Raw genomic sequence first — 20,857 nt, 5'->3', positions numbered from 1 at the left:
TTGGTGGGCGATTAAGTTTAAGAAACTATAATGCTCAGGTTGGTGAAACCTACGCCATGATTAAAGCGTTGAATAAGCTCACAGGGTTAGGTATGCCTAAAACGATAGAAATAGCCTAATAATCATCCATATTGGCAGTTTCTATCTGAGATCCAATTAGGAAACAAAGCCTGACGAGTGGTATCATCGACAATGACAGAATGGTGCCCTATATGAACTACTTTGGTGCAATTCTCCTCCGTGTAACCGTCGTTATGCCGTTAATGACTTAGACCACCTCTCTTTTCTAGTTATTCTCTATTTTTATGAACAGGTATAAAAATTGCTATGTAATCAATAAAATAGAATCAAAAGGATTTGAGATGGATCTGACTCATTCAGAAAAGCATTGGTTACCGTGGTTTGGACAAGCCGGAAAAATAGCAATGAAGGCATCGTGTTTTGCGAACCGGAATCGAATTGGTGAATTAGAAAAGACGTTTGAAAGTATTGCTGAGACGCGGGTGAAGCTTCTCACTACGTGGGCGAAGAACCAGTGGCGTTTTCTAGAGGATGCGGCTTTTTATCTGTCTTCAAAACCAGAGGATGAATATTCAGAAGCGTTGGGGTTATTGCTGGAACGTGGTCGAGACTTTTCCGAGCTTTTTATTGTTGATGCGGCAGATAGTGTTAGTCACTCAACGTATCGAGCACATATAAATACCCGCGTTACCGAAAGAAAAGCGCTGGAATTAGGTCGACAAAAAAACTTTTTACATGGTCCATATGTGGACGCCTTAACACTGAAGATAGGTCCCTCATCGTCTAAGTTTCATGACGCGGTTACGCTCATGTTCTACCAGCCTTTACTGACCAATGATGGTGAACAACGTATATTATGTGGCCGAGTACCGAACGACGTGCTCGGTGACATAATCCAACGTGAAGCTGGGCATATTTACAGTGAATCGGGTGATAATTATCTTTTTATGGTTGATGCCAAATTCGATACCTCTATTCCTCAGGGCACGGCACTTTCTCGTTCACGATTTGAAGATAATACCTTTTCTCACGGAGAGAACCTGAAACAAGGCATTTCGACGGACTGGGGGATGGTGAAAATCAAGCACCATACTGAATTCGAAGTCATGTTTAATGACCCCGCAACCAACCAGCTTCATCCTGGAGTGAGAGAAACGATTCGGCATGGTAGTAATGTGTATGTGGCGTATCCGGGGTATTCCGATTACCGACATATCCCGGTGATAGGAAAAGGCGTGACGTTTACGCTACCGGGCTCTCCCGATAGGTGGGGAATGATGTGTGAGTCTGACTTAGAAGAAGTGCATCGACATCGTTCGCTTTCCAGACGACTAACGTCTCGGTTCTTTATGTCTGCACTTCTTATCACTTCGCTGCCTTTAATACTTCAACACTTCTTGTCTTGGTCTGCAGCGCTGAGTGCCGGTGTTTCTTTGGTGTTTGCAATGTTGATGACAGTATTGTTTCAACAGTTGACCGCCAAACCATTGGCAAGAAGCTTAGAGCAGATGACCGGTGTGATGAAGGTATTGGCGGAAGGGGATGGTAATTTAACGCAGCGGCTTGATGCGACAAAATTTAAATCAGATGAGACCGGAGATCTAGGGCGTTGGACCAACAGTTTCATTGATAACCTTGAGACTGTGGTATCGGAGCTCGTTTATGCCAGTCGCGAGGTGAATAAGGTCTCCGAGTCGATGTTTCGTTGCAGTCAGCGATTGTCGAATTCAAGTGATGAAACGGCACATTCTATTGCTCAACTACTTGATTTATCGGGCAAGCAAGGGCATGAAATACAATCTGCCAATGATAATGCGCACGAAATGCACGGTCTGATGCAAGACTCGGTTGAACATGCGCAAAATGAATATGAGAAAGCCAGAGACAACGCCGAGTCCATTAAATCGATAGTCCAATCGTCGGCGATTAGTGTGAACGATGTGAATACTGAAATGGAAAAGATTGGCGATATCGTCACCCTTATTACGGATATTACGGCACAAACCAATTTACTGGCGTTAAATGCGGCGATTGAAGCGGCGCGAGCGGGAGAGCATGGTCGAGGGTTTTCTGTTGTGGCGGATGAGGTTCGAGTGTTAGCGAACAGAACCGCCCATGCGGCACAAGATATTGGGCAGTTGATGGATAAGTTGCGTCAGCAGTCAGAAAAAGCCGTAGGAACGATGCGACAAGGCATATCGAATGTAGAGAGTCGCTCCCAAATTGTTGACGCTTCCCAAAAAAATGATCACCTTCAGAGCTCTGTGAACTCACTCTTTGAAGTGATTACTGATCTGGCCAGCATGAGTGCGAGCAATGCGACAACCGCTGAAAAAGCCGCTCACTCGACAGACTCACTTCAGGGACAATCACAACAATTGGCACGCCGAACCGCATTAATGCAAAATGCGATCTCAAGGCTCGACCAGCTTGTAGGGCGCTTCGAAGTGTCATAATTGCTTACAGAAGTTCATGTTTCTGTCATATTTAACGATTATTTTAGGTGGCGTAGTGAAGGAGTACTATGTCATTTAAAATTAGAAAACAATTTGTCTTGCTCTCAGTGTTTGTGGCGTTAACGGCGATCTATGTTTATATAGCATTGCCAAAAATCAGTGTTTCAGATGCCCCTATTTTTTCACAAGCTCGGTGTTCGGTTGATGAAGCGCAAGGGAGTGCGTCATTTAGAATCTATATTCCCACCGATTGGAATGCCCAGCAACTGGCAGATAATTTCTGTAATAGGCTATTAAAAAATAGCCAATATAGTCATGTTGTTGTGTCTTGGAAACCTCGTCAACAATTGTCTGCTGATGAGATGCTGGGTCAGCAATATGAGCTTATCATGACGCGGCATCGGGAATTTAATGGGCTCGTCCCCGACTACCTTACCCTGTATCGAGAAATCGTCTCGTACCCCAAATATTCAGTGTACTTTTATGGACAAATGACCATAGCGGCTTTGTCTAGCAGCGTTTTTTACAAGCGCACAATAGGATTATTACGTGATAACAAAAGTCAGTCTGGGCACCTTATTCCCCTTATCACGTTAAAGCAGCATGGTGTTACTTTTGACAAAGAGCGCATACGTTGGTTTAGCAACAGAGAGCAAATGCTTCGTGCTTTTGAGCAGCAAGAGGTCGACTTTATTCCTGGTTTGGGGATAGAGCCACAACTTTCAAAGTGGCCAGAGAACAAGCGAATACTATTAAAAACGATGCCCTCGTTGGGCAGTTTTTTTATTGCGAACAACGTAGAACCGTCACTTTCTTGTCGAGTCCAGTCGTATTTTCTTAAGGAATTAACGTTGAGTTTGGAAGAGTATTCGCCGCTTTTTGAGATCTCTGACTTAAGAAAAGGCGAACAATGTTAATTTTTTCTACGTGGTTTTCACCATCGACATCCGCGCTTAGGAGGCATGATGTTGGTTTGTGCGTCCAGGTACTGCTGATTGTCGCTTCGATTCCCTTATCTTTCTTCTTCTTACACTATTTACTTGAGAGCGCTATCGCGCGGATGCTAACGCATCGATTACCTGAATTATTACAGCAAGCCTCAGTCAATAGCGTAGACGCTCATGCATTAGTGTTAAGCAGTAGTGCGAACATAAAGACATTCATTGAGGGCCTCACACTGCACAATGGCCTCATTGGGCAAATAGTCAATACGATAAAGGTGTTAGAGATATCTCTAACACAGGAGGAGGCCGGTCAATTTGCCGATGTCCGTTTCATGTTTGACCAGCGTTTGTATGCAATTCAATGGTCGTTAAAGATGACATGGCATTGGTGGGGGCTAGCACCACTGCTTATCGTCAATCCAATATCGATGATGACTGTTGGTTTTCTATTTTTGCGCAGTGATTCAGCATTATCAGCCGAGATAATCACCGCGCCAGCTCGAGTTGAGACGAAAGTGGCGTCTGATGTTGAAAGTATTTTGGAGACCCCAGCCATCGATGAGCCCAGCTCAGATATTCCTCCCAAGAACACCATCACTCGAGCAATGCGACATGACACTGACCATTTACCAATCTGTGATAACGAGGAAGAACTGCTCTTTGAGCTAGCAACACAAAGTATTGTGATAGGGGGAGGGCGTGTTGTCATGCCCAAAACGCCTTTCTTTTACTACTTGTGGTACGCCAAGCGGCAGCTGGAGGGGTTACCGCCGTATGTGAATCCTTCAATGCACCAACCCGATAAACAGGCAGGCCAAGAACTGGCGCAATTAATGCGAGGTTATGGTGGTCATGCTCGAGCAATAAACGATCTCGAACATTTTGGGCTGAGAGCAAAAACGCTCGATCAAAATCGAAACAAAATTAAAGATGAATTGACCAACGCATTGGGTCATAAGGCGAAAGATTTTTTGTTTTGTAAAACTAGGCACGCCAAAACAGGACGATATCAATATCAACTCGTCATAAATAAATCGCTTATAAAACAGATTGATATGAGTTAGAGATATCTATAACTGGTTAGAGTGATGGTTGAAACGTAACTGTCACATCTTTTTCCTAACTTGGGTGGCGACATTAATCCCATTTGAAAGGAATCATGATGAACACCAAGTTAGCGACACTCTCTCTTGCCATTGGCCTTGCCAGTACATTCAGCGCTCAGGCTCTTAATATTGTTCTAACGAATGATGACAGTTGGGCAACTGAGAATATTCAAGTACTGCATGAAAAACTGCAAAGCGCCGGTCACGATGTGATCATGGCTGCGCCATGCACAGGGCAAAGTGGTAAAGGTGGCGCGGTACACTTCTTTGAAGCGGTGAATGTTGATCGCAGTAAGTTGGCGGACAATCAAGTCTGTGTTGGTGATACTGACGAAAGCGTTGCCTACGATCAATTTGTTGAGGGGACACCGACGATGGCTGCTCTGTATGGCATCGATGTTTACGCTCAAGAAAAATGGGGAAAAGCCCCTGATGTTGTCATATCAGGTCCAAATGAAGGGAATAATTTAGGTTACCTAACGAACAACTCGGGTACGTTGGGTGCCGCCAATGTGTCCATTGCTAAAGGCATTCCCGCCATTGCGGTTAGTGCGGCCGATGGTGATGCGACAAAGGCACCTTATGTGGCTGAAATTGTTGTGCAACTGCTAGCCGAGCTGGTGGCAAAACAAAAAGAAGGGGCGCCGTTATTGCCTCGTTATACCGGACTGAATGTTAATACACCGGCGGATCCACAAAATCATCTTGGGTTTAAACACACGCAAGTAGGCTGGAACCCAGGTAATGGCGGCTTAGTACTCAAATTTGCAGGGGACATGGCTGACAACGTGATGGCAATGGAATTGGTCGCGGAAGAAATTATGGCCAATGTCCCTGGTATGACAAAAGAGGAAGCGCTGGCGATGGCGAAAGACATGTATCGTGATAAAGGCGGTGTGGTCATTGACCTAGACCAAAATTACCCAGACCAAGCGGAAAATAGTGAAGGGGTGGCCGTCTCGAAAGGCTATGTGACGATATCAACGATTGAAGCGAATGTTCAGGCGACCACTGCAAAGTCAGAATGGACTCGCTACCAACTTCGTGACCTGTAGGAGGCACTATGTATCGTTTATTATTGGCGTTTTCTTCGCTCGCTCTGTTGTCTGCATGTGATGATACCGATACGGGATCTGATGTGACTTCCCAGAGTGACTTTGTTGAGCAGTATCGAGGACAATATGTGGGGACTCAGCTGGTTGATGGTTCCGCGGTCGGTTATCAATTAACGGTCAATGACGGTCAGTTTTATCTCGAAAAGGTATTAGATAATGAAGCATCGCAGTTGACACTGGGTGTTTATAATCAGCAAACCGGCGAAGTGACATTTTCAGAGCTTGAAACGTCGTGTTCACTAACGGATGACACGCAGCTCTGCCGCGTGGCGGGGGCGGAGGTAACCATGACGGGTCGTGCATTGGATGTCGATGCTATCACGATTGCTGATTTAGATGGCCATTTTGAGAACCGTTTAGGCTCAGTGATGACACTGAGCCGTAATGCAGAAGTTATTCATTTGGAATTAGGCCACTGCACGCAAGAAGCCAGTGTAATGAGTGGAACCGAGATCCAATTTCAAGCTGGCACGTGCTTTGCGAAAGCGACAATGAGTATGGTGGAAGGTCATACATTAAATCAACAAGGGGATGTCTTGTATGTAACGTCCTCAAATGCCGATTTGTCTGGTTATTGGTATAAATAGTGATGTGGAAAGTGCGGTTGAGCAACTAAGCACTAACGGTAAGAAATAAAAGAAAAACCTAGCCCCGTTCATTGACCTGTTCGGGGCTTTTATTTTTACTCATTATCGATAAGCTAGTGATATCGGTTATCTGGCAGGTGGGTTGCTAATGTAACCATCCGCTACCAGGCAAAGGACTGAATGACATTTTCTTTGGTGATAGGATTCATCGCAATATTCTGATTGATGCGACCTAGAAAGGTATCACGTGCCGCCGGCAACATGCCACGCATGGGGGAGATATTGTTGCCGTGGTCACCCCAATAATAACAATCAAACCCATTCATGTTTTCTAGTAGATATTTTTCTTCTTCTAGAATTTGTAAAGGCGTCGGCAAAGTAAACTCACCACGCGCGACTTCTCTTTCAAGCTCAGATCCAGGTTGTATGGCTAAGGCCATGGGAGCGATGGCATCTGGCTGCATAATATTCAGCAAGCTTGTCGTATTTACAGCGTGTTCTACTGAGCGTTCTTTACCGCCTAATCCAAAGATAAATGAAGCAAGTACTTTGATGTTAGCGTCTCTGGCCAGCGCCATACCTTCAATTGCATGTTCACGCGTCATCTTCTTTTTGATGCGCTTCAATACGGTTGGGTCTCCAGATTCTAGCCCTGAGTAAGCCATTGTTAAGCCAGCAGAATGAATTTCTTTTAATTCCGATAAACTTTTGCGGCGAAAGTCGTTAAATCCTGAATATAACGAAATGTTTTTAATCTCTGGAAACGTTGTTTTGATCTTATCAAGGATAGCAATCAGCATTTCGGTTCTGATCGCCATGACGTTCCCGTCGATCAGAAAGATGGATTCAACGTATGGGTAGAGGGTTCTGGCTTCTTCAATATCAAGAAAAATGTCCTTAATATCGCGAACTTTAAATCTTTTATCGTCAAACATCGTGCAGAAGGTGCATTGGTTATTGCTACATCCGAGTGTGGTTTGGATGAGAATACTCTCTGCTTCGATCCAAGGACGATAAATTTTACCTTCGTAATGCATAAGTGTTCCTAAGCTAGATGTTGAGTTGACCGGCGCAGTGTAGCAAAGGAAAAAAAATTGATAATAATCACTATTAATGAATCAGTTTTTAGAAAATATTGATAATGGTGGTAGTAGAGTGAAGGCGTTGTAAGGCGGAGTGTTTTATAACGAGCGTAGGGTTTGTAAGTGTCGCTCGAGTATATTTCCGTAATGCATTTAACCTTATGTGCATAATGGGTTACCATCTATGACTATAACGTAACTATTTGAATAAAATGGAATTGAAAGCGAATGTTGTTTGAACAGATTGTCGAAATTATCGAATTTACTGATAGTGAACACCTAGCGAAGGCGATGGATATTTTTAATCAGACAGGGACCGTGTCTGATGAGCACTTACCTTTTCTGAGTGTGGTATTTGAACAAGCCCCTGAGCAACTTATTGCTCGCTTGGTGGGTATTGGGTTTAAAGGGCAAGTTGTTATCACGCGTATAGAAAATGCGGCTGGAGGTAAAGGCTACCTACTTATCGATGCTGAGCGAATAAAGGTTGGTGAGCCTCTACCATCATCACGACGTTTGTTTGAGCCTGTATAAGGATAGTTTTTTCAACACCTTAAGACGCAGTGTCAGTTAAACATAGCATGTGGAATTTTGATGAATACCGTGCTGCTTGTGAGAACCATAATAGAGCGTGCTGATTACCAAAATCAATCCAATGTTGACCGTCTTTTTAGTTAGCACAAAGGTGTCCACCGTAGGGTTTCAGAATAAATCGTCAAGCCTTTATGACGGGTACGTATGCTATTTATCGATAGTTCGTGTTTTTGCTTTATTGGTAGAGAATGTTACGGTCTGTTTGGTCACGGAGACAAACGATTAAAGGACTTCAAACGGCAACCCAGAGCGAAATTATGTCTGACACCTTTGAACGTTATCGGGCTGCGCACAGCCCAGCCCCTCTATTGCGAGTATCTCACTTATCGAGATGTTATTTACTTATATCATTAGGTAACGCCTTCTGCTTTCACGTCATGAAAAACGGCTTATTTGTGCGTCGGCGATCAAAGTACAGTGTGTGGATGCTGACGGTATTGATAGTGAGTACACCATTTATTGACGTGTATGCAGCAAGTTCGCCTGTGAATAAGCCCCTTTCTACTCTAAAAACATCGAGCATTAAGCATAAAGATACCCCTCTGGAGGCACGTCACTTAGTAACAAGTGCAGGCGCCATGGTAGAAATTCAACGGACAGATAAGTCGGGCAACTCAACCGATTGCTTGATGGATGCTAAGACGAAGCAAATCCTAGTGTGTGCAGATAAAAAATAAGTAAATCACTAATTACGAGCTTTGTTTGCAGCTTGGTTTGCAGCCATGGTAGAGGGTGTATATTTTTAGCGAATCTTTTATCGCATATCACTTTCGAACACCGAATAGGTCGCCAAACAATTCGCTGAAATAATAGTGCCTGAGTTTGTTCATAGAAAAACGTGCAGTATAGTGAGATTCACGTTTTTAAAGCGGCAGCCAAGTTGGTTGCAGAAGGAATACTTATGGATATTACGATCACGACTAACCCATCCGCGCAAGATGTGAAAGATATCCGTGACGGGGTGATACAACACAATTTATCAAAGCTAGGAGAGGTGTTTTTTACCGATTTTGCTTGCTTCACTTATTACGCTGACGGCACAAAGTCAGGTGGACTCACTGGCGAGATCTTAGGGCAGTGGCTGAGTATCAAGTTCCTGTGGGTAGATAGTGAATCTAAAGGACAGGGTATTGGTAGCGAGTTACTTCGCCAAGCTGAGCAGTTTGCATTAGAGCATAACTGTCACTCCAGTCTTCTCGATACATTTAGTTTTCAAGCAAGGCCGTTTTATGAGCGTCATGGGTATCAGGTAGAAATGACCTTACGTCAACACCCTATATCCACTAGCGAGCGCTACTTTATGACGAAAACACTGTCGTCATAAATGCCTCATTTTAATTGCCATGGGCGATTAAAAAAGCCAGTTCATGTGAATGACTGGCTTTTTTAACGTGCTTTGAGGTGCGTGTTTCGAGGCTCGCTTACCGTGCGTGAAAGTTAACCTTCAGCGCGCTTAACTCGAATCTTGCTCTTAGCAACGTCAGTCAGGTTCAAAGTAGAAATGGCTACTTTCGCCTCGTCGTCATTCGGCATGTCAACAAATGCAAAGCCCTTCGATTGGCCCGTTTCTTGGTCAAGTACGAGTGTACATTCACCGACCGAGCCATGAGCTGAAAATAGAACACGGATTTCATGTTCAGTGGTTGTGCGCGCGAGGTTGCGAACTAAAAGTTTCATAATGAACCGTTGATATTGGAATTCCAAGTGGGATTGTCTCAGGTTCACGAGTGCAAACCAAGAGATTAATGGCGCTAATTGTATTTTGTCATCAATTGATGTTCAGATTGACGGCAAAGCCGTTGCTAGAATATTTATTGCGCGTGTTAAGTTGTTTTTGAGCAATAGGTTTTGTGAGAGTAGACTGTGTGCCTAAATATAGATTTTAATGGGTGTCATGTGACTATGAATCGTCATAATATTGTTGGTGCGCTTTTTGCCTTGATTGCTTTATTTTTGAGTGTCTTTTTTATTGTAGAAGGTTCGCAGTTCTCTATCTATCAGTGGATCCCTGAAGCTTTTCATGGACTTGTGTTTAGTTTTGTGTGGGGGTTTGGTGTCTCAACGTTTGTTGGATATGCTTATGCTGCGATGACATTTGTGACCATTGCGGTGGTCAGTTTTGCATGTGGGCATAAAGTGAGCCGTCTATTTAGTCATTCAGATGAAGGCTAAGCGAACGACAACTCTTGCCTTTAACATTGTCTATTAACACAAGGATCACGTGTTGAAAAAAATCGCCGTCATGTCGGATATCCATAGTAATGTACACGCTCTTAAGGCGGTAGTCGCTCATGCTAAATCAAAAGGCGTGAGCGATTTTATCAACTTGGGGGATATTCTATATGGTCCCATCGCGCCGAGAGCCACCTATGACTTTTTGCAGTCATTGAATGCCGTCACGATCTGCGGTAATCAAGATAGGCAAATCTACCAAGCTACTCACGCTGAAATAGAGTTCAACCCAACCATGCAGTTTATTTTGCAAGATCTGGGGGAAGAGCCCTTAGAGTGGATGCGCCAACTTCCTTTCGACTGCCACATTAATGATGATATTTATGCTTGCCATGGTACCCCTTCTGATGATCTGGTCTATCTTCTTGAAGAGGTCAGTTCTGGGTGTGCCAAGGTTAGAGAAGATAAAAATATTATTGAATTATTAGGTCATGTGAGTGCACCTATTGTGTTGTGCGGTCATACTCATATACCTCGGAGCGTACAACTCTCAACAGGGCAGATGGTTATTAACCCAGGAAGTGTGGGCCTGCCAGCTTATGAAGACGATGCGCCTTTGCCACATCGAATGGAAACGTATTCTGCGATGGCGTCATATACAGTAATGGCTCAAAGCTTTGATGGCTCGTGGCAGCCCGAATTTTATAAAGTACCTTATGATGTTGGTGAGGCGGCAAAAGCAGCCAATGCTCGACACAGAGATGATTGGGTCCATTTCTTAACGACCGGGCGATGTTTAGCCGAAGGATAATGCATCGCCAGCTAAAGCAGTATGAGGAGCTCAATTGACCAATTTACAAACACTGTCGCCGTCAGAGGCAAAAAAACTCGTACTCCTGTCCCAGTTATTACCAGCAAAATCGCAGCGAAGTAAAGCACGTAAAGAAAACAAAGCAAGTGAAGCCACACTGACGGTGATCGAGCAGCTCGGGTATATTCAGATCGATACGATCTCTGTAGTACAACGTGCGCACCATCATACGTTGTGGTCCCGAAATAGAGGCTATCAACCTACTCATCTAGACCAGCTTACCCACGAGCGAAAAATTTTCGAGTATTGGGCTCATGCGGCCGCATACTTACCAATGAAAGATTATCGATTCACTCTATTTCGTAAGCGGGCATTTAAGAATGGCAGTCAACGTCATTGGTACCAAAGTGACGTAGCGCTAATGGATCAAGTTCACAGCAGAATCAAAACTGAGGGGCCATTGCTAGCAAAAGATTTTGAAGGCAGTGGTTATAAAAATAAAGGCTGGGGCACTAAACCGGCAAAGCGGGCACTGGAATGCTTGTTTATGCAGGGGGATTTAATGATTACGGAGCGCCGTAATTTTCATAAGGTGTATGACCTTACCGAGCGCGTGCTTCCTTCAGCTATTGATACTCGAGTACCGACTGACCGAGAGTATGCCCAGTTCTTACTCACCCAATACCTAACGGCGAATGGCGTTGGACGGTTATCGGAAATGACATACCTGTTGAAAGGAATAAAGCCAGTCGTAAATGCGGTCATCAACGAGATGCTTGAAGACAGAAGGTTGGTCAGCGTAAACATCAAAGGTGATCAGTACGTGATGTTTCCTGAGGCGTTAGAGCGGCTAAAATACCCACTTTCACGCTCGAAAGCGGCGATACTGTCGCCATTTGATAATGCATTGATTCAACGAAAGCGAACGAAAACGTTGTTTGATTTTGATTATCTACTCGAGTGCTATGTGCCAGAAGCAAAAAGACAGTTTGGTTATTTCTGTTTACCCGTGTTGTGGAATGGTGAGCTGGTGGCGAGGATGGATTGTAAGGCCAATCGAACCACGATGACGCTAGAAGTTCGTCATTTATTCGTTGAAGCTAAATTACGAAAAATGGATACATTCATGTCGGCATTAGAAGCAGAGCTACAACAGTTTGCGACTTTTAATGGTTGTGAGTCGTTTAAGATTCTTCGTGTTACCTCAATGAGTAGTACGACGTAAGAAGAGTGCAATACCTAGAGGGTAACGAGGACAGAACAGTATCGAGTGATAGACAAGAGTGATAAAAAAAACGCAGCGGGAGAGCGCTGCGAAATACAAAGATAGTAATCAAAACCAGAGGGCTGAGTTTCTGGTTGTTTTTTAGGATTTGGGTACTTGATAGTAACGCTGAGATCATAGCGATTTCCCGTAATGGGGAGAACTCGACTAAAGGGGTATACGTCGCGTCAAAGTTACAAACTAAGTTTTCATCTTTGGTGATGTTAGCTGTTTATACATGTAGCTCATAGATAGCGGTACATTCGATTAGCTTGTTTATATTGATAAGAGTCTGTGTATTTGTCACCGAACTGTCGTTGTTATGCTGACGGGGAAGCATAAAACTATCACCGTCATCATAACCAACCCTTGAACTCATCGATGAACTAACGAATTAGCAGCAAAGGCACCCGACTGTTTGCGAGTACTTGCGTTGTATTGCTCCCAACAAAAAACTGCCTGAGTTTAGTATGTCCGTAAGCGCCCATTACCATCATACCGATCTGGTGTTGTTGCTGATAATCAAGGAGTGCTTGCTCGATGGGACCTTCGAGTATCGCCTCTTGTACGTTAATCCCGACTCGTTGCAGTTCGCTGAGCGCTTGTTCAAACGCCGCGCTTTTTTTGCCTGAATCATCAACCATGACTAAATGACAATCTAGCCCTTTGAGCAAGGGTGTACTGATGGCTTTTGCAATGAGCTTTTCACTAATTGGACTGCCGTCAAAAGCAATAAGGTACGAATCTGGACGTTGAAATTTGTTGCTGACCACTAAGATATGAGCTTTGATTGAGCGAATCACGCTTTCGAGCTGAGAGCCGATGGCGCTAACATTCTCATTCTCTTGCTCAGATTTAGCAATGACAAGGACTCGAAGCTCGTCTTCTAGATCCAAGAGATTGTCTAAGAGGCTGCCGTGACGTTGTAGTTTACTGACATTAACCACACCTTCATTGGACGCCCATGCTGTCGCATCTTCAAGTAATTTATTGCTATGTCTAAGCATTATCTTGCTGCGAGCTTCGTCAAGTTCCGCCAGTTCTGCGAGCAGTTCCTCTTGGCTGCCTAAGCCTATTTGCCCCGATAGTTCGCTGGGAACGGGGCGTGTCGTTTTATCAATGGCGTTAAACAGAATTAGTGGTGCATCAATGGTTTTCGCGACCCAAGCGCTGGCTTTGCAGGTCGAGAGAGTAGGACTAATTCCATTAATACAAGCAATTACGTTTTTCATTTTTGTCTCCTCTAATGTCCAGCCAGTAATTTTTCAATTTCTTCTGGTTTATCGTGCACACCAAATTTGTCGACGATAGTCGTGGTGGCTTGATTCATACCAATGAGATTGACGTGAGTTCCTTCACGGCGAAACTTCACGACAACCTTATCTAATGCCGATACTGAGGTGACATCCCAAAAGTGAGCGGCTGATAGATCGATGGTGACGGTTTGTATCACTTCCTTAAAGTCAAAGGACTCAATAAACTTATCGGAAGAAGCAAAAAATATTTGCCCAATAACCTTATATTCTCGAACTGTATCTTCAGTCTTATGATTTTTTATTACCATCATTCGGCTGATTTTATTGGCAAAAAACAAGGATGCGAGTAATACGCCGACAAGAACACCAATGGCTAGATTATGTGTTGCAACGACAATACAAACTGTCGACAACATAACAATATTGGTTGATAGGGGGTGTTTTTTTAGATCGGTAACTGAGCGCCATGAGAAGGTGCCAATCGCGACCATGATCATGACGGCGACAAGCGCTGCCATTGGGATTTGTTTTAGCCATGGACCGAGGAAAACGACCATGATTAATAAAAATACACCGGCTGATAGGGTCGATAACCGTCCGCGCCCTCCTGATTTTATGTTGATCATGGATTGACCGATCATGGCACACCCGGCCATCCCGCCTAGGAAACCAGTAAAAATGTTAGCAATGCCTTGGCCTTTACATTCCTGATTCTTGTCGCTGCTCGTATCAGTTAGATCATCGACAATAGTGGCGGTCATCATTGATTCCAGCAAACCGACTACAGAAAGTGCGATCGCATATGGGAAGATAATCAATAATGTTTCTAGATTTAGAGGGACATCTGGCCAAAGGAAGATGGGCAAGGTGTCAGGTAAGTTGCCCATGTCACCGACAGTACGTACATCAATACCAAAAGCGATGGTGACCACCGTTAAGGTGATAATACAGATTAACGGCGATGGAATGACTTTGCCAATGATAGGCACGTAAGGGAAAAGGTAAATAATACCAAGACCTGCGGCCGTCATCGCGTAGACATGCCAGGTGACGTGAGTCAGCTCAGGTAATTGAGCCATGAAAATCAAAATGGCCAAGGCATTCACGAAACCGGTGACCACGGAGCGGGAGACGAAGCGCATTAAGCTGCCGAGTTTTAAATAACCCGCCACGATTTGCAGCACGCCAGTCAATACAGTGACAGCAAGCAAGTACTCTAGGCCATGTTCTTTGACTAGCGTCACCATTAATAGGGCCATTGCCCCTGTCGCTGCGGATATCATTCCAGAGCGCGCGCCGGTAAAGGCGATAACAACGGAAATACTAAAGGAAGCATAAAGCCCAATTTTAGGGTCAACACCAGCAATAATGGAAAAAGCGATGGCTTCTGGGATTAACGCTAGGGCAACAACGATGCCTGCGAGTAAGTCGCCACGGACGTTAGACATCCAATCAAGTTTGAAGTTTTTTAACATTGAATTCTCAATTTTTGCACAGGAAAACGCACCAGAGGAAGATCTGGAGTGCATCTTGTGCTTCTTTTGATAAAATTTTGGCGCGGAAAAGTAGCCTAAAAAGGCAAATAATTAACAAGCGCAAAGAGTGAGCAAGATACTAGAGATTAGTATTGTGCTTAGATTAGCAATGAGAGCTATGGGGGATGGAGCGGTTAAGGCGGCGTAATTGACACGGTTATTAACATCCTCTTACATTATTAACGTGGCGACTATACGGCAATGTTTTTTCAAAGGCAATGATAGTTTGCTAAGTGAGGATGAATGTAAATGCGGTGATTGGTCTTGTCATATTCTGATGGTTCTACATTCTATGTTTCCTTCTCCCGATAAATCGACCGATCTTCTGTCGTAATATCCCTGATCGTAACCCACCAAGAAAAACTGAGAAATAATGTATCCTTTGGGAGATTCAAACGTGTTGTCTGTAGTGATGACTATTTTGAAGGCAAAACGATGTTTGAAGTGTTCACCAAATTATCGGATTGGTTTACGTACACTCTTTTCGGACTAAAACCTGATGTCCCTCTCGGGGCCGGAGTCCATTTTTTTATTGAAGATACCAGCAAAATACTGGTGCTTTTGGTATGCCTTATCTATGTCATCTCCTATCTACGTGCGAGTCTAAGTGTAGAAAAAGTACGTGACTATTTAAAAGGGCAGCATCGTGGTGTTGGGTATTTACTTGGTTCGTTTTTTGGCGCTGTCACCCCATTTTGTTCTTGTAGCTCTATTCCTCTGTTTATGGGGTTTGTTTCAGCGCGTATCCCGATTGGTGTCACTATTGCGTTTCTTATTACGTCACCGCTTATCAATGAAGTCGTCGTTATCATGCTCGGCAGCATCCTCGGCATTAAATTTACGCTAATGTACGTCGCGATCGGTATGGTATTAGGGGTGTTGGCGGGTTACGTGTTGGATATGTGTCGAGCCCATCGATGGCTACAACCGTTTCTGGCGAAAGCGTATCAACAAGATGAGCATCCGGGAGAGACCACATCGCCTGAGCTTGACGTCGCAGTGATGACTTATAAGACTCGCCACGACTTTGCAGTAAATGAAACGAGCAGCATTGTGAAGCGTATCTGGAAGTGGGTGATTATTGGCGTTGGTTTAGGTGCATTTATACATGGATTTGTGCCCGCGCAATGGTTTGAACAAAACCTCGCCAATGGTCAATGGTGGACAGTGCCCCTAGCGACATTAAGTGCCATTCCTATCTACACCAACGCATCGGGCGTTGTTCCTATTATGGCGTCATTGATTGATAAAGGCATGCCGCTGGGTACCACATTGGCTTTTTGTATGGGGGCCGTAGCCGTAAGTGTACCTGAATTTATTATGCTAAAGCAGGTGATGCAATATCGATTACTCGCGGTGATCGTGGGGTACCTGTTTATCGCTATTTCTATCACAGGATGGCTGTTTAATGCCTATTACTAAATGAGTTTAACGGAGGTTATAATGAAAATTGTACAAGTTTATGGTTCTGGTTGTAAAAATTGCACAATAACCGCGCAGCGTATTGAGCAAGTCGCTAATGATCTTGGTCAGCAGGTTGACGTGCAAAAAGTGACGAGTTTACAGGCGATTATGGAGGCTGGTATTGTGAGTACACCTGGGATTGGTATCGATGGTGTCGTAAGGCATACGGGTTCAGTGCCTAGTGTTGAAAAAGTGCGAGAAATACTGGCTTAATACAATCTAATCGCAATGGTTATTAATGCTGATTTATTTATTCAGAGTAAGCATCGCACTGCCTAGCTAAATGGTAGGGCGGTGTCTTACTAAGAGGGGGGGGCGATGAAATGTTTAATGAAGGCATGGCAAGAAACAGAGCCAATGCTTTATGGCTGGTTAATGAAACAGACTCAAAGTCAGTATGATACTGAAGACATCATGCAAGATGTTTTCTTAAAGGCAATGTCCAATAGTGAACGTTTTTGTACTCTGGAAGACAGTCAATCGTGGTTGTTTAGGGTAACCAAAAATCACCTTATTGATCGTTTACGTCGTAAAATTAATAATGAAGATATTGGGGATCTTGCGGCTCCCGATACGGTGTTACCTGTCATGACTCAGCTGCAAACTTGCCTACCGCGCCTTCTGCCTGAGCTAACACCGCCAGATAGACACATTATTGAGGCGTGTGACTTAAATGGCCTCACGCAAAGAGAATATGCTGAAAAGAATGGTTTGAGTCTTCCTGCTGCCAAGGCTCGCTTGCGCCGTGCGCGTTTTGAATTGAAAGAAAAGCTGATTAATGAGTGTCAGGTTAAACAAGATGACCATAGAGTATGCAGCTTTAAACGTCTTAGAGAATAAGGAACGAGATTGTCAGACCACCGGCTTTTTTGGTGTAGTCTACTTGTGACCGAGCCTAGATGCACCGACGCAAATAACGGACTTTACTGAACAGAAATGCGCATAGATACGAGAGAAAAAAAGCCAACAGTGCCACTAAAGGTATGTAAACAGATACATCCATTTTGTCGAGTAGCCATCCCTCGCCTTGAGAAGATATTAGTTTAATAAACAGTGGATGAATCAGATAGATGCCAAAGCTCAATTGAGTGAGTTGACTCAATTTCAGGTCATAGTTGAAATGCTCTTTAACTAAGAAGAAACACGCAATAGATACCGCAACGACATTGATACTCAAATATGAATAGAAATAAAGATGTGTGACAAAGTAACTACCAAGTACCGTTAAAAATAAGCCAGCAATAAAAATTGCTAAGCATCTATTTTTATTAGGCTTTACGTTATATTTTGCGATGTATCCACCTAAGCAAAAGTAGCCTAAGTAATTCAAGAAGTCATTGGTGAAAAGGCTCACTTTGGCACTCAAATCAAAATACAATAGAACAATGTTTGCAAGCGAAGACAGCATGGCTAAAGCAAAGCTGACGCTGATAAAAAGAAAGAACTCTTTTCTTGTGATCGAATTTATAATCACTCTTAGGAGTGGCGTTACCAGGTACAAGAATGGAATCATGAAAAGATACCAAAGATGGTAATACGGCTCTCCGAGCGCCCACCCTTTTGCAACGGTAAAATACGCGATGGACATATCGCCTCGCATGTAGAACTTTATTAGTACCCAAAGAGAATAAAATAAAGACCAAAACACGAGCGGAATGAGAATTTTACGGATTCTTTTTTTGAAAAAAACGACATTGGATTCAGTTTTATTGAGTAAAAAATATCCGCTAATCATCACAAATAAGGGAATGCACCACATAGTGATTGACGTGTAAAGGTTGCCAGCCCACCAACTGCTGCTTCCATATAGCGGGTTCATGATGTCTATATCACTGACAAAACCTGAAGCGACGTGCAATAAAACAACAGCGAATACAGAAAACACACGTAAGTTATCAGCCCACACAAACAAATCCTCTAAAGTTTTCCAAAGTTTATCACCAAAGGTGGACTAGATAGAGAAAGGAAGCGGGTTTTCTTAGACGATAATGCAGGGGGGAGTGTTGTTGAGTGGCTTTCGCAATACTAAGGCCGCGTGACCGGCCTTAGTATTGATAGGTGCGACCTCTTTATTTTGCCACGCTAGGTTCGTTCACTGCGTTTAGATATTTCACTGCTATGGATTATTTCGCAGTTACTATTAATTCGTCGTGACTGGCTTTGCCGTTGGTGATTCAGCAATCATTTGGGCCAATACACATTTTAATACCGCGTAGTCATACTTTTGTTCGAAGTGCTCATGGAGCGGCTTCAGTTTTCTTTCTGTAAGCGTGTTGAGTATGATTGCTTGCCCTTTGATGGCGTTCATCTCTGAATCGGGTAATTCGATAACCTGCTCGAGATTACATGCACCTGTTTCAATCGCGACGGCCAAATGGGCGAGTACCGTCGCAATTTTAATATTACGCGTTTGAGCAATGTCGTCAGCACTTGAGCCTTCCTTGAGCATTGTTAATGTCACTAACTCAGTGTCGCTGAGTGCTGGCTCATCATCAGTTTTAGGCGTGATAACAGAGATAAACTGCTGACCGTACTTGTTGATTTTTGTCTCGCCAAAACCTGAAATATGAGTGAGTTCACTCAATGCAAGAGGGCGTTCCGTTGCTAAGGCTTCTAATGTCGCATCGTGACAAATCATATACGCAGGGATTTGTTGCTCGGATGCCAGCATTGCTCGCACCTCTTTTAGGGCGTTAAATTGCTTAGTGTCAGCAAGTGATAAACCTGAACGCGTGTGTTTTTTTGCCGTCTTTTTACTTGCAGATGCGCTTCGCAGCGTTCTTAGCTGAATGGGTTGCTGGCCTTTTAGAAAAGGACGGCAGGTTTCGGTTAACCGCAGGCTGCCATGCTGACCGTGCACCTCAAGTAAATTCATCGCGAGTAGCTGCCTAAAGACACCTTGCCATTGCTTCGCGTTTAGCTCTGTGCCGATACCAAATGTTGACAAGGTGTTGTGTTGATTTTGTTCAATTCTTTGATCACTTTTGCCCAGAAGAATATTGATAAGATAACTTGCGCCAAAGCGTTGCTCGGTTCTAAATACTGTAGAAAGCGCCTTTTGTGTTGCCTGTAAGCCATCCCAAGTGTCTGGTGGCGACAGGCAGTTGTCACAATTTCCACAAGGCTCTTCTAGGGTTTCGCCAAAATAGGCGAGTAGGGATTGTCGACGACAAGTGGCGAGATCACAGTAGCCCAGTAGCGAGTTGAGCTTTTGGATAGAGGTAAATTTAAATTGTTCTGATGCGTCAGAATTTTGCACCATTTGGCGCTGTAGCACCATATCTTGCATACCAAACGCCATCCAGGCATTGGCTGGCAGACCATCACGCCCAGCACGTCCAGTTTCTTGATAATAAGCTTCAATACTTTTGGGTAGGCTTAAGTGAGCAACAAAACGAACGTCAGGTTTATCAATCCCCATGCCGAATGCGATGGTGGCGACAATAATAATGCCATCTTCCCGCAAAAAACGTTGCTGATTGAGCGCTCGTTGTTCATTAGACATGCCGGCGTGATAAGGCAGCGCTTGTTTGCCTAAATCACTCAACCATTTTGCTGTTTCCTCCACTTTTTTACGTGAGAGGCAATAGATGACCCCAGCATCATTAGCATGATGTGTTTCAATAAAAGACCACAGTTCTTGCTTGGCATTACTCAAATCAGAGACTTGGTATTGGATGTTTGGTCTATCGAAACTGTGTACAAAGAGACGGGCATCTTGCAGGGCAAGCTGCTCAATGATCTCGTCACGAGTGCGGTGGTCTGCTGTTGCCGTGAGTGCGATTCGCGGAACCGCTGGGAAACGTGCCTTTAGAACACTAAGCTTTTGATACTCGGGTCTGAAATCATGCCCCCACTGACTGACACAGTGCGCCTCATCGATGGCAAACAACGAAATATGAGTTTGTTCTAAAAGCGATAGTGTTCGCTCTAAAAGTAATCTTTCTGGCGCGACGTATAAAATTTGTATCTCGCCCATCCGCACCTGTTGTTCAACCGCTTGTTGATCGTAGGGGCTAAGGGATGAATTTAAGTATGCCGCCTTCACACCAATCTGATGCAGTGCCTCGACTTGATCTTGCATCAGTGCGATCAGCGGAGACACGACGACCCCCACACCGTCACGAAGGATAGCCGGAATTTGATAACACAGCGATTTACCGCCACCGGTTGGCATCAGTGTCATGACATCTTGCCCTGAGACTAATGCATCGATGATCGCTTCTTGTTGATGACGAAAATCATCATAACCAAATAGGGATTTGAGTAATTGTTTTGGGGTCATGGTCGGCAATTGGAATAGGTTGATACGTTAAGTTTCGCAATCTGGCGCGCGGTTTTCAAGCGCTGTGAAAGTTTGTTTGCGATGACTCGCGTTAACATGATGATTCAGTGTCGATAAAGTAGTAGAAGAGGTTATGTCGTTGAGGGGTAAGAAAGGGAAGAGTGT

20 protein-coding genes and 1 pseudogene are annotated in these 20,857 nt (G+C 44.0%); 15 read left to right on the top strand and 6 right to left on the bottom strand.

All coding sequences use genetic code 11. The annotated features are described in order from the left end of the window. The 6 genes and pseudogenes from AB4405_RS06940 to AB4405_RS06915 form a co-directional block, all read left to right on the top strand. Positions 1 to 119 (top strand): annotated as a pseudogene (locus AB4405_RS06940) (IS5/IS1182 family transposase); the annotation flags it as partial. 243 nt (positions 120 to 362) lie between these two features. Continuing rightward, positions 363 to 2,477, top strand: a complete 2,115-nt coding sequence (locus AB4405_RS06935) for a methyl-accepting chemotaxis protein (RefSeq protein ID WP_372060200.1) — start codon at positions 363 to 365, stop codon at positions 2,475 to 2,477. Between the two features lie 68 nt (positions 2,478 to 2,545). Then, positions 2,546 to 3,394, top strand: coding sequence for a hypothetical protein (locus tag AB4405_RS06930; protein ID WP_372060199.1), 849 nt, complete (start codon positions 2,546 to 2,548; stop codon positions 3,392 to 3,394). Further along, entirely contained in the window at positions 3,388 to 4,485 is a 1,098-nt protein-coding gene (locus AB4405_RS06925) for a hypothetical protein (protein ID WP_372060198.1), read from the top strand. Before AB4405_RS06930 ends, AB4405_RS06925 begins: the two co-directional genes overlap by 7 nt. A 95-nt stretch (positions 4,486 to 4,580) precedes the next feature. Beyond that, on the top strand, positions 4,581 to 5,582 hold the full coding sequence (locus AB4405_RS06920) for a 5'/3'-nucleotidase SurE (RefSeq protein ID WP_372060197.1): 1,002 nt from the start codon (positions 4,581 to 4,583) through the stop codon (positions 5,580 to 5,582). Positions 5,583 to 5,590: 8 nt separating this feature from the next. After that, positions 5,591 to 6,229 carry a hypothetical protein gene (locus tag AB4405_RS06915; protein WP_372060196.1) on the top strand — a complete coding sequence of 213 codons (639 nt, stop codon included), beginning with the start codon at positions 5,591 to 5,593 and terminating at the stop codon, positions 6,227 to 6,229. Between the two features lie 161 nt (positions 6,230 to 6,390). Here AB4405_RS06915 and AB4405_RS06910 read toward each other — a convergent pair whose 3' ends face one another. Continuing rightward, on the bottom strand, positions 6,391 to 7,266 hold the full coding sequence (locus tag AB4405_RS06910) for a radical SAM protein (protein WP_372060195.1): 876 nt from the start codon (positions 7,264 to 7,266) through the stop codon (positions 6,391 to 6,393). Positions 7,267 to 7,539: 273 nt separating this feature from the next. Between AB4405_RS06910 and AB4405_RS06905 the strand changes: the two genes are divergently transcribed. The 3 genes from AB4405_RS06905 to AB4405_RS06895 all read left to right on the top strand — a co-directional run bounded on the left by AB4405_RS06905 (position 7,540) and on the right by AB4405_RS06895 (position 9,229). Next, complete coding sequence (locus tag AB4405_RS06905; RefSeq protein WP_372060194.1) at positions 7,540 to 7,845, top strand: hypothetical protein; 306 nt, start codon at positions 7,540 to 7,542, stop codon at positions 7,843 to 7,845. Between the two features lie 503 nt (positions 7,846 to 8,348). Continuing rightward, the gene (locus tag AB4405_RS06900) at positions 8,349 to 8,582 is read left to right on the top strand and encodes a hypothetical protein (RefSeq protein ID WP_372060193.1); all 234 of its coding nucleotides are present in this window, start codon (positions 8,349 to 8,351) and stop codon (positions 8,580 to 8,582) included. Positions 8,583 to 8,806: 224 nt separating this feature from the next. Next, complete coding sequence (locus AB4405_RS06895; protein ID WP_372060192.1) at positions 8,807 to 9,229, top strand: GNAT family N-acetyltransferase; 423 nt, start codon at positions 8,807 to 8,809, stop codon at positions 9,227 to 9,229. Positions 9,230 to 9,342: 113 nt separating this feature from the next. On the opposite strand, the gene AB4405_RS06890 is transcribed toward AB4405_RS06895, so the two are convergent. Next, positions 9,343 to 9,582 (bottom strand): RNA recognition motif containing protein, encoded by a 240-nt coding sequence (locus AB4405_RS06890; protein ID WP_102470423.1) that lies wholly within the window; start codon positions 9,580 to 9,582, stop codon positions 9,343 to 9,345. Between the two features lie 225 nt (positions 9,583 to 9,807). Here AB4405_RS06890 and AB4405_RS06885 point away from each other — a divergent pair, with 225 nt between their 5' ends. From AB4405_RS06885 to AB4405_RS06875, 3 genes are read left to right on the top strand one after another with little or no spacing between them, the layout of a single operon-like run. Further along, the gene (locus AB4405_RS06885; protein ID WP_372060191.1) at positions 9,808 to 10,077 is read left to right on the top strand and encodes a hypothetical protein; all 270 of its coding nucleotides are present in this window, start codon (positions 9,808 to 9,810) and stop codon (positions 10,075 to 10,077) included. A 52-nt stretch (positions 10,078 to 10,129) separates the two neighbouring features. Beyond that, on the top strand, positions 10,130 to 10,888 hold the full coding sequence (locus AB4405_RS06880; protein WP_372060190.1) for a metallophosphoesterase: 759 nt from the start codon (positions 10,130 to 10,132) through the stop codon (positions 10,886 to 10,888). A gap of 34 nt (positions 10,889 to 10,922) precedes the next feature. Next, positions 10,923 to 12,113: a winged helix-turn-helix domain-containing protein gene (locus AB4405_RS06875; protein WP_372060189.1), complete on the top strand. Its 1,191-nt coding sequence runs from the start codon at positions 10,923 to 10,925 to the stop codon at positions 12,111 to 12,113. 425 nt (positions 12,114 to 12,538) lie between these two features. Here the strand turns inward: AB4405_RS06875 and AB4405_RS06870 are convergent, their stop codons facing one another. Together AB4405_RS06870 and AB4405_RS06865 are read right to left on the bottom strand one after the other, a co-directional pair. After that, a complete protein-coding gene (locus tag AB4405_RS06870; protein ID WP_372060188.1) occupies positions 12,539 to 13,384 on the bottom strand; it encodes a universal stress protein in 846 nt (281 codons plus the stop codon). Between the two features lie 11 nt (positions 13,385 to 13,395). Continuing rightward, positions 13,396 to 14,883 carry a SulP family inorganic anion transporter gene (locus AB4405_RS06865; protein WP_372060187.1) on the bottom strand — a complete coding sequence of 496 codons (1,488 nt, stop codon included), beginning with the start codon at positions 14,881 to 14,883 and terminating at the stop codon, positions 13,396 to 13,398. Positions 14,884 to 15,378: 495 nt separating this feature from the next. On the opposite strand from AB4405_RS06865, the gene AB4405_RS06860 reads away from it, so the two are divergent. The 3 genes from AB4405_RS06860 to AB4405_RS06850 all read left to right on the top strand — a co-directional run bounded on the left by AB4405_RS06860 (position 15,379) and on the right by AB4405_RS06850 (position 17,247). Then, positions 15,379 to 16,365, top strand: a complete 987-nt coding sequence (locus tag AB4405_RS06860) for a permease (RefSeq protein ID WP_372060186.1) — start codon at positions 15,379 to 15,381, stop codon at positions 16,363 to 16,365. Between the two features lie 21 nt (positions 16,366 to 16,386). Beyond that, on the top strand, positions 16,387 to 16,620 hold the full coding sequence (locus AB4405_RS06855) for a thioredoxin family protein (protein WP_372060185.1): 234 nt from the start codon (positions 16,387 to 16,389) through the stop codon (positions 16,618 to 16,620). 117 nt (positions 16,621 to 16,737) lie between these two features. Continuing rightward, complete coding sequence (locus AB4405_RS06850) at positions 16,738 to 17,247, top strand: RNA polymerase sigma factor (protein WP_372060204.1); 510 nt, start codon at positions 16,738 to 16,740, stop codon at positions 17,245 to 17,247. A 55-nt stretch (positions 17,248 to 17,302) separates the two neighbouring features. Here AB4405_RS06850 and AB4405_RS06845 read toward each other — a convergent pair whose 3' ends face one another. Next, entirely contained in the window at positions 17,303 to 18,313 is a 1,011-nt protein-coding gene (locus tag AB4405_RS06845) for an acyltransferase (RefSeq protein WP_372060184.1), read from the bottom strand. A 234-nt stretch (positions 18,314 to 18,547) separates the two neighbouring features. Then, complete coding sequence (gene recQ / locus AB4405_RS06840) at positions 18,548 to 20,692, bottom strand: DNA helicase RecQ (protein ID WP_372060183.1); 2,145 nt, start codon at positions 20,690 to 20,692, stop codon at positions 18,548 to 18,550. Between the last annotated feature and the right edge of the window lie 165 nt (positions 20,693 to 20,857).

This window comes from Vibrio sp. 10N.261.51.F12, assembly GCF_041471725.1.
GTDB lineage: Bacteria > Pseudomonadota > Gammaproteobacteria > Enterobacterales > Vibrionaceae > Vibrio.
This window is presented reverse-complemented; position numbering and strand designations above follow the sequence as displayed.

Excerpts from the sequence above, each read along its gene's own strand:
- AB4405_RS06865 (WP_372060187.1), bottom strand. The coding sequence starts at position 14,883 with ATGTTAAAAAACTTCAAACTTGATTGGATGTCTAACGTCCGTGGCGAC.
- AB4405_RS06930 (WP_372060199.1), top strand. The coding sequence starts at position 2,546 with ATGTCATTTAAAATTAGAAAACAATTTGTCTTGCTCTCAGTGTTTGTG.
- AB4405_RS06920 (WP_372060197.1), top strand. The coding sequence starts at position 4,581 with ATGATGAACACCAAGTTAGCGACACTCTCTCTTGCCATTGGCCTTGCC.
- AB4405_RS06925 (WP_372060198.1), top strand. The coding sequence starts at position 3,388 with ATGTTAATTTTTTCTACGTGGTTTTCACCATCGACATCCGCGCTTAGG.
- AB4405_RS06935 (WP_372060200.1), top strand. The coding sequence starts at position 363 with ATGGATCTGACTCATTCAGAAAAGCATTGGTTACCGTGGTTTGGACAA.
- AB4405_RS06850 (WP_372060204.1), top strand. The coding sequence starts at position 16,738 with ATGAAGGCATGGCAAGAAACAGAGCCAATGCTTTATGGCTGGTTAATG.
- recQ (WP_372060183.1), bottom strand. The coding sequence starts at position 20,692 with ATGACCCCAAAACAATTACTCAAATCCCTATTTGGTTATGATGATTTT.
- AB4405_RS06890 (WP_102470423.1), bottom strand. The coding sequence starts at position 9,582 with ATGAAACTTTTAGTTCGCAACCTCGCGCGCACAACCACTGAACATGAA.
- AB4405_RS06885 (WP_372060191.1), top strand. The coding sequence starts at position 9,808 with ATGAATCGTCATAATATTGTTGGTGCGCTTTTTGCCTTGATTGCTTTA.
- AB4405_RS06870 (WP_372060188.1), bottom strand. The coding sequence starts at position 13,384 with ATGAAAAACGTAATTGCTTGTATTAATGGAATTAGTCCTACTCTCTCG.
- AB4405_RS06915 (WP_372060196.1), top strand. The coding sequence starts at position 5,591 with ATGTATCGTTTATTATTGGCGTTTTCTTCGCTCGCTCTGTTGTCTGCA.
- AB4405_RS06910 (WP_372060195.1), bottom strand. The coding sequence starts at position 7,266 with ATGCATTACGAAGGTAAAATTTATCGTCCTTGGATCGAAGCAGAGAGT.
- AB4405_RS06855 (WP_372060185.1), top strand. The coding sequence starts at position 16,387 with ATGAAAATTGTACAAGTTTATGGTTCTGGTTGTAAAAATTGCACAATA.
- AB4405_RS06895 (WP_372060192.1), top strand. The coding sequence starts at position 8,807 with ATGGATATTACGATCACGACTAACCCATCCGCGCAAGATGTGAAAGAT.
- AB4405_RS06905 (WP_372060194.1), top strand. The coding sequence starts at position 7,540 with ATGTTGTTTGAACAGATTGTCGAAATTATCGAATTTACTGATAGTGAA.
- AB4405_RS06860 (WP_372060186.1), top strand. The coding sequence starts at position 15,379 with ATGTTTGAAGTGTTCACCAAATTATCGGATTGGTTTACGTACACTCTT.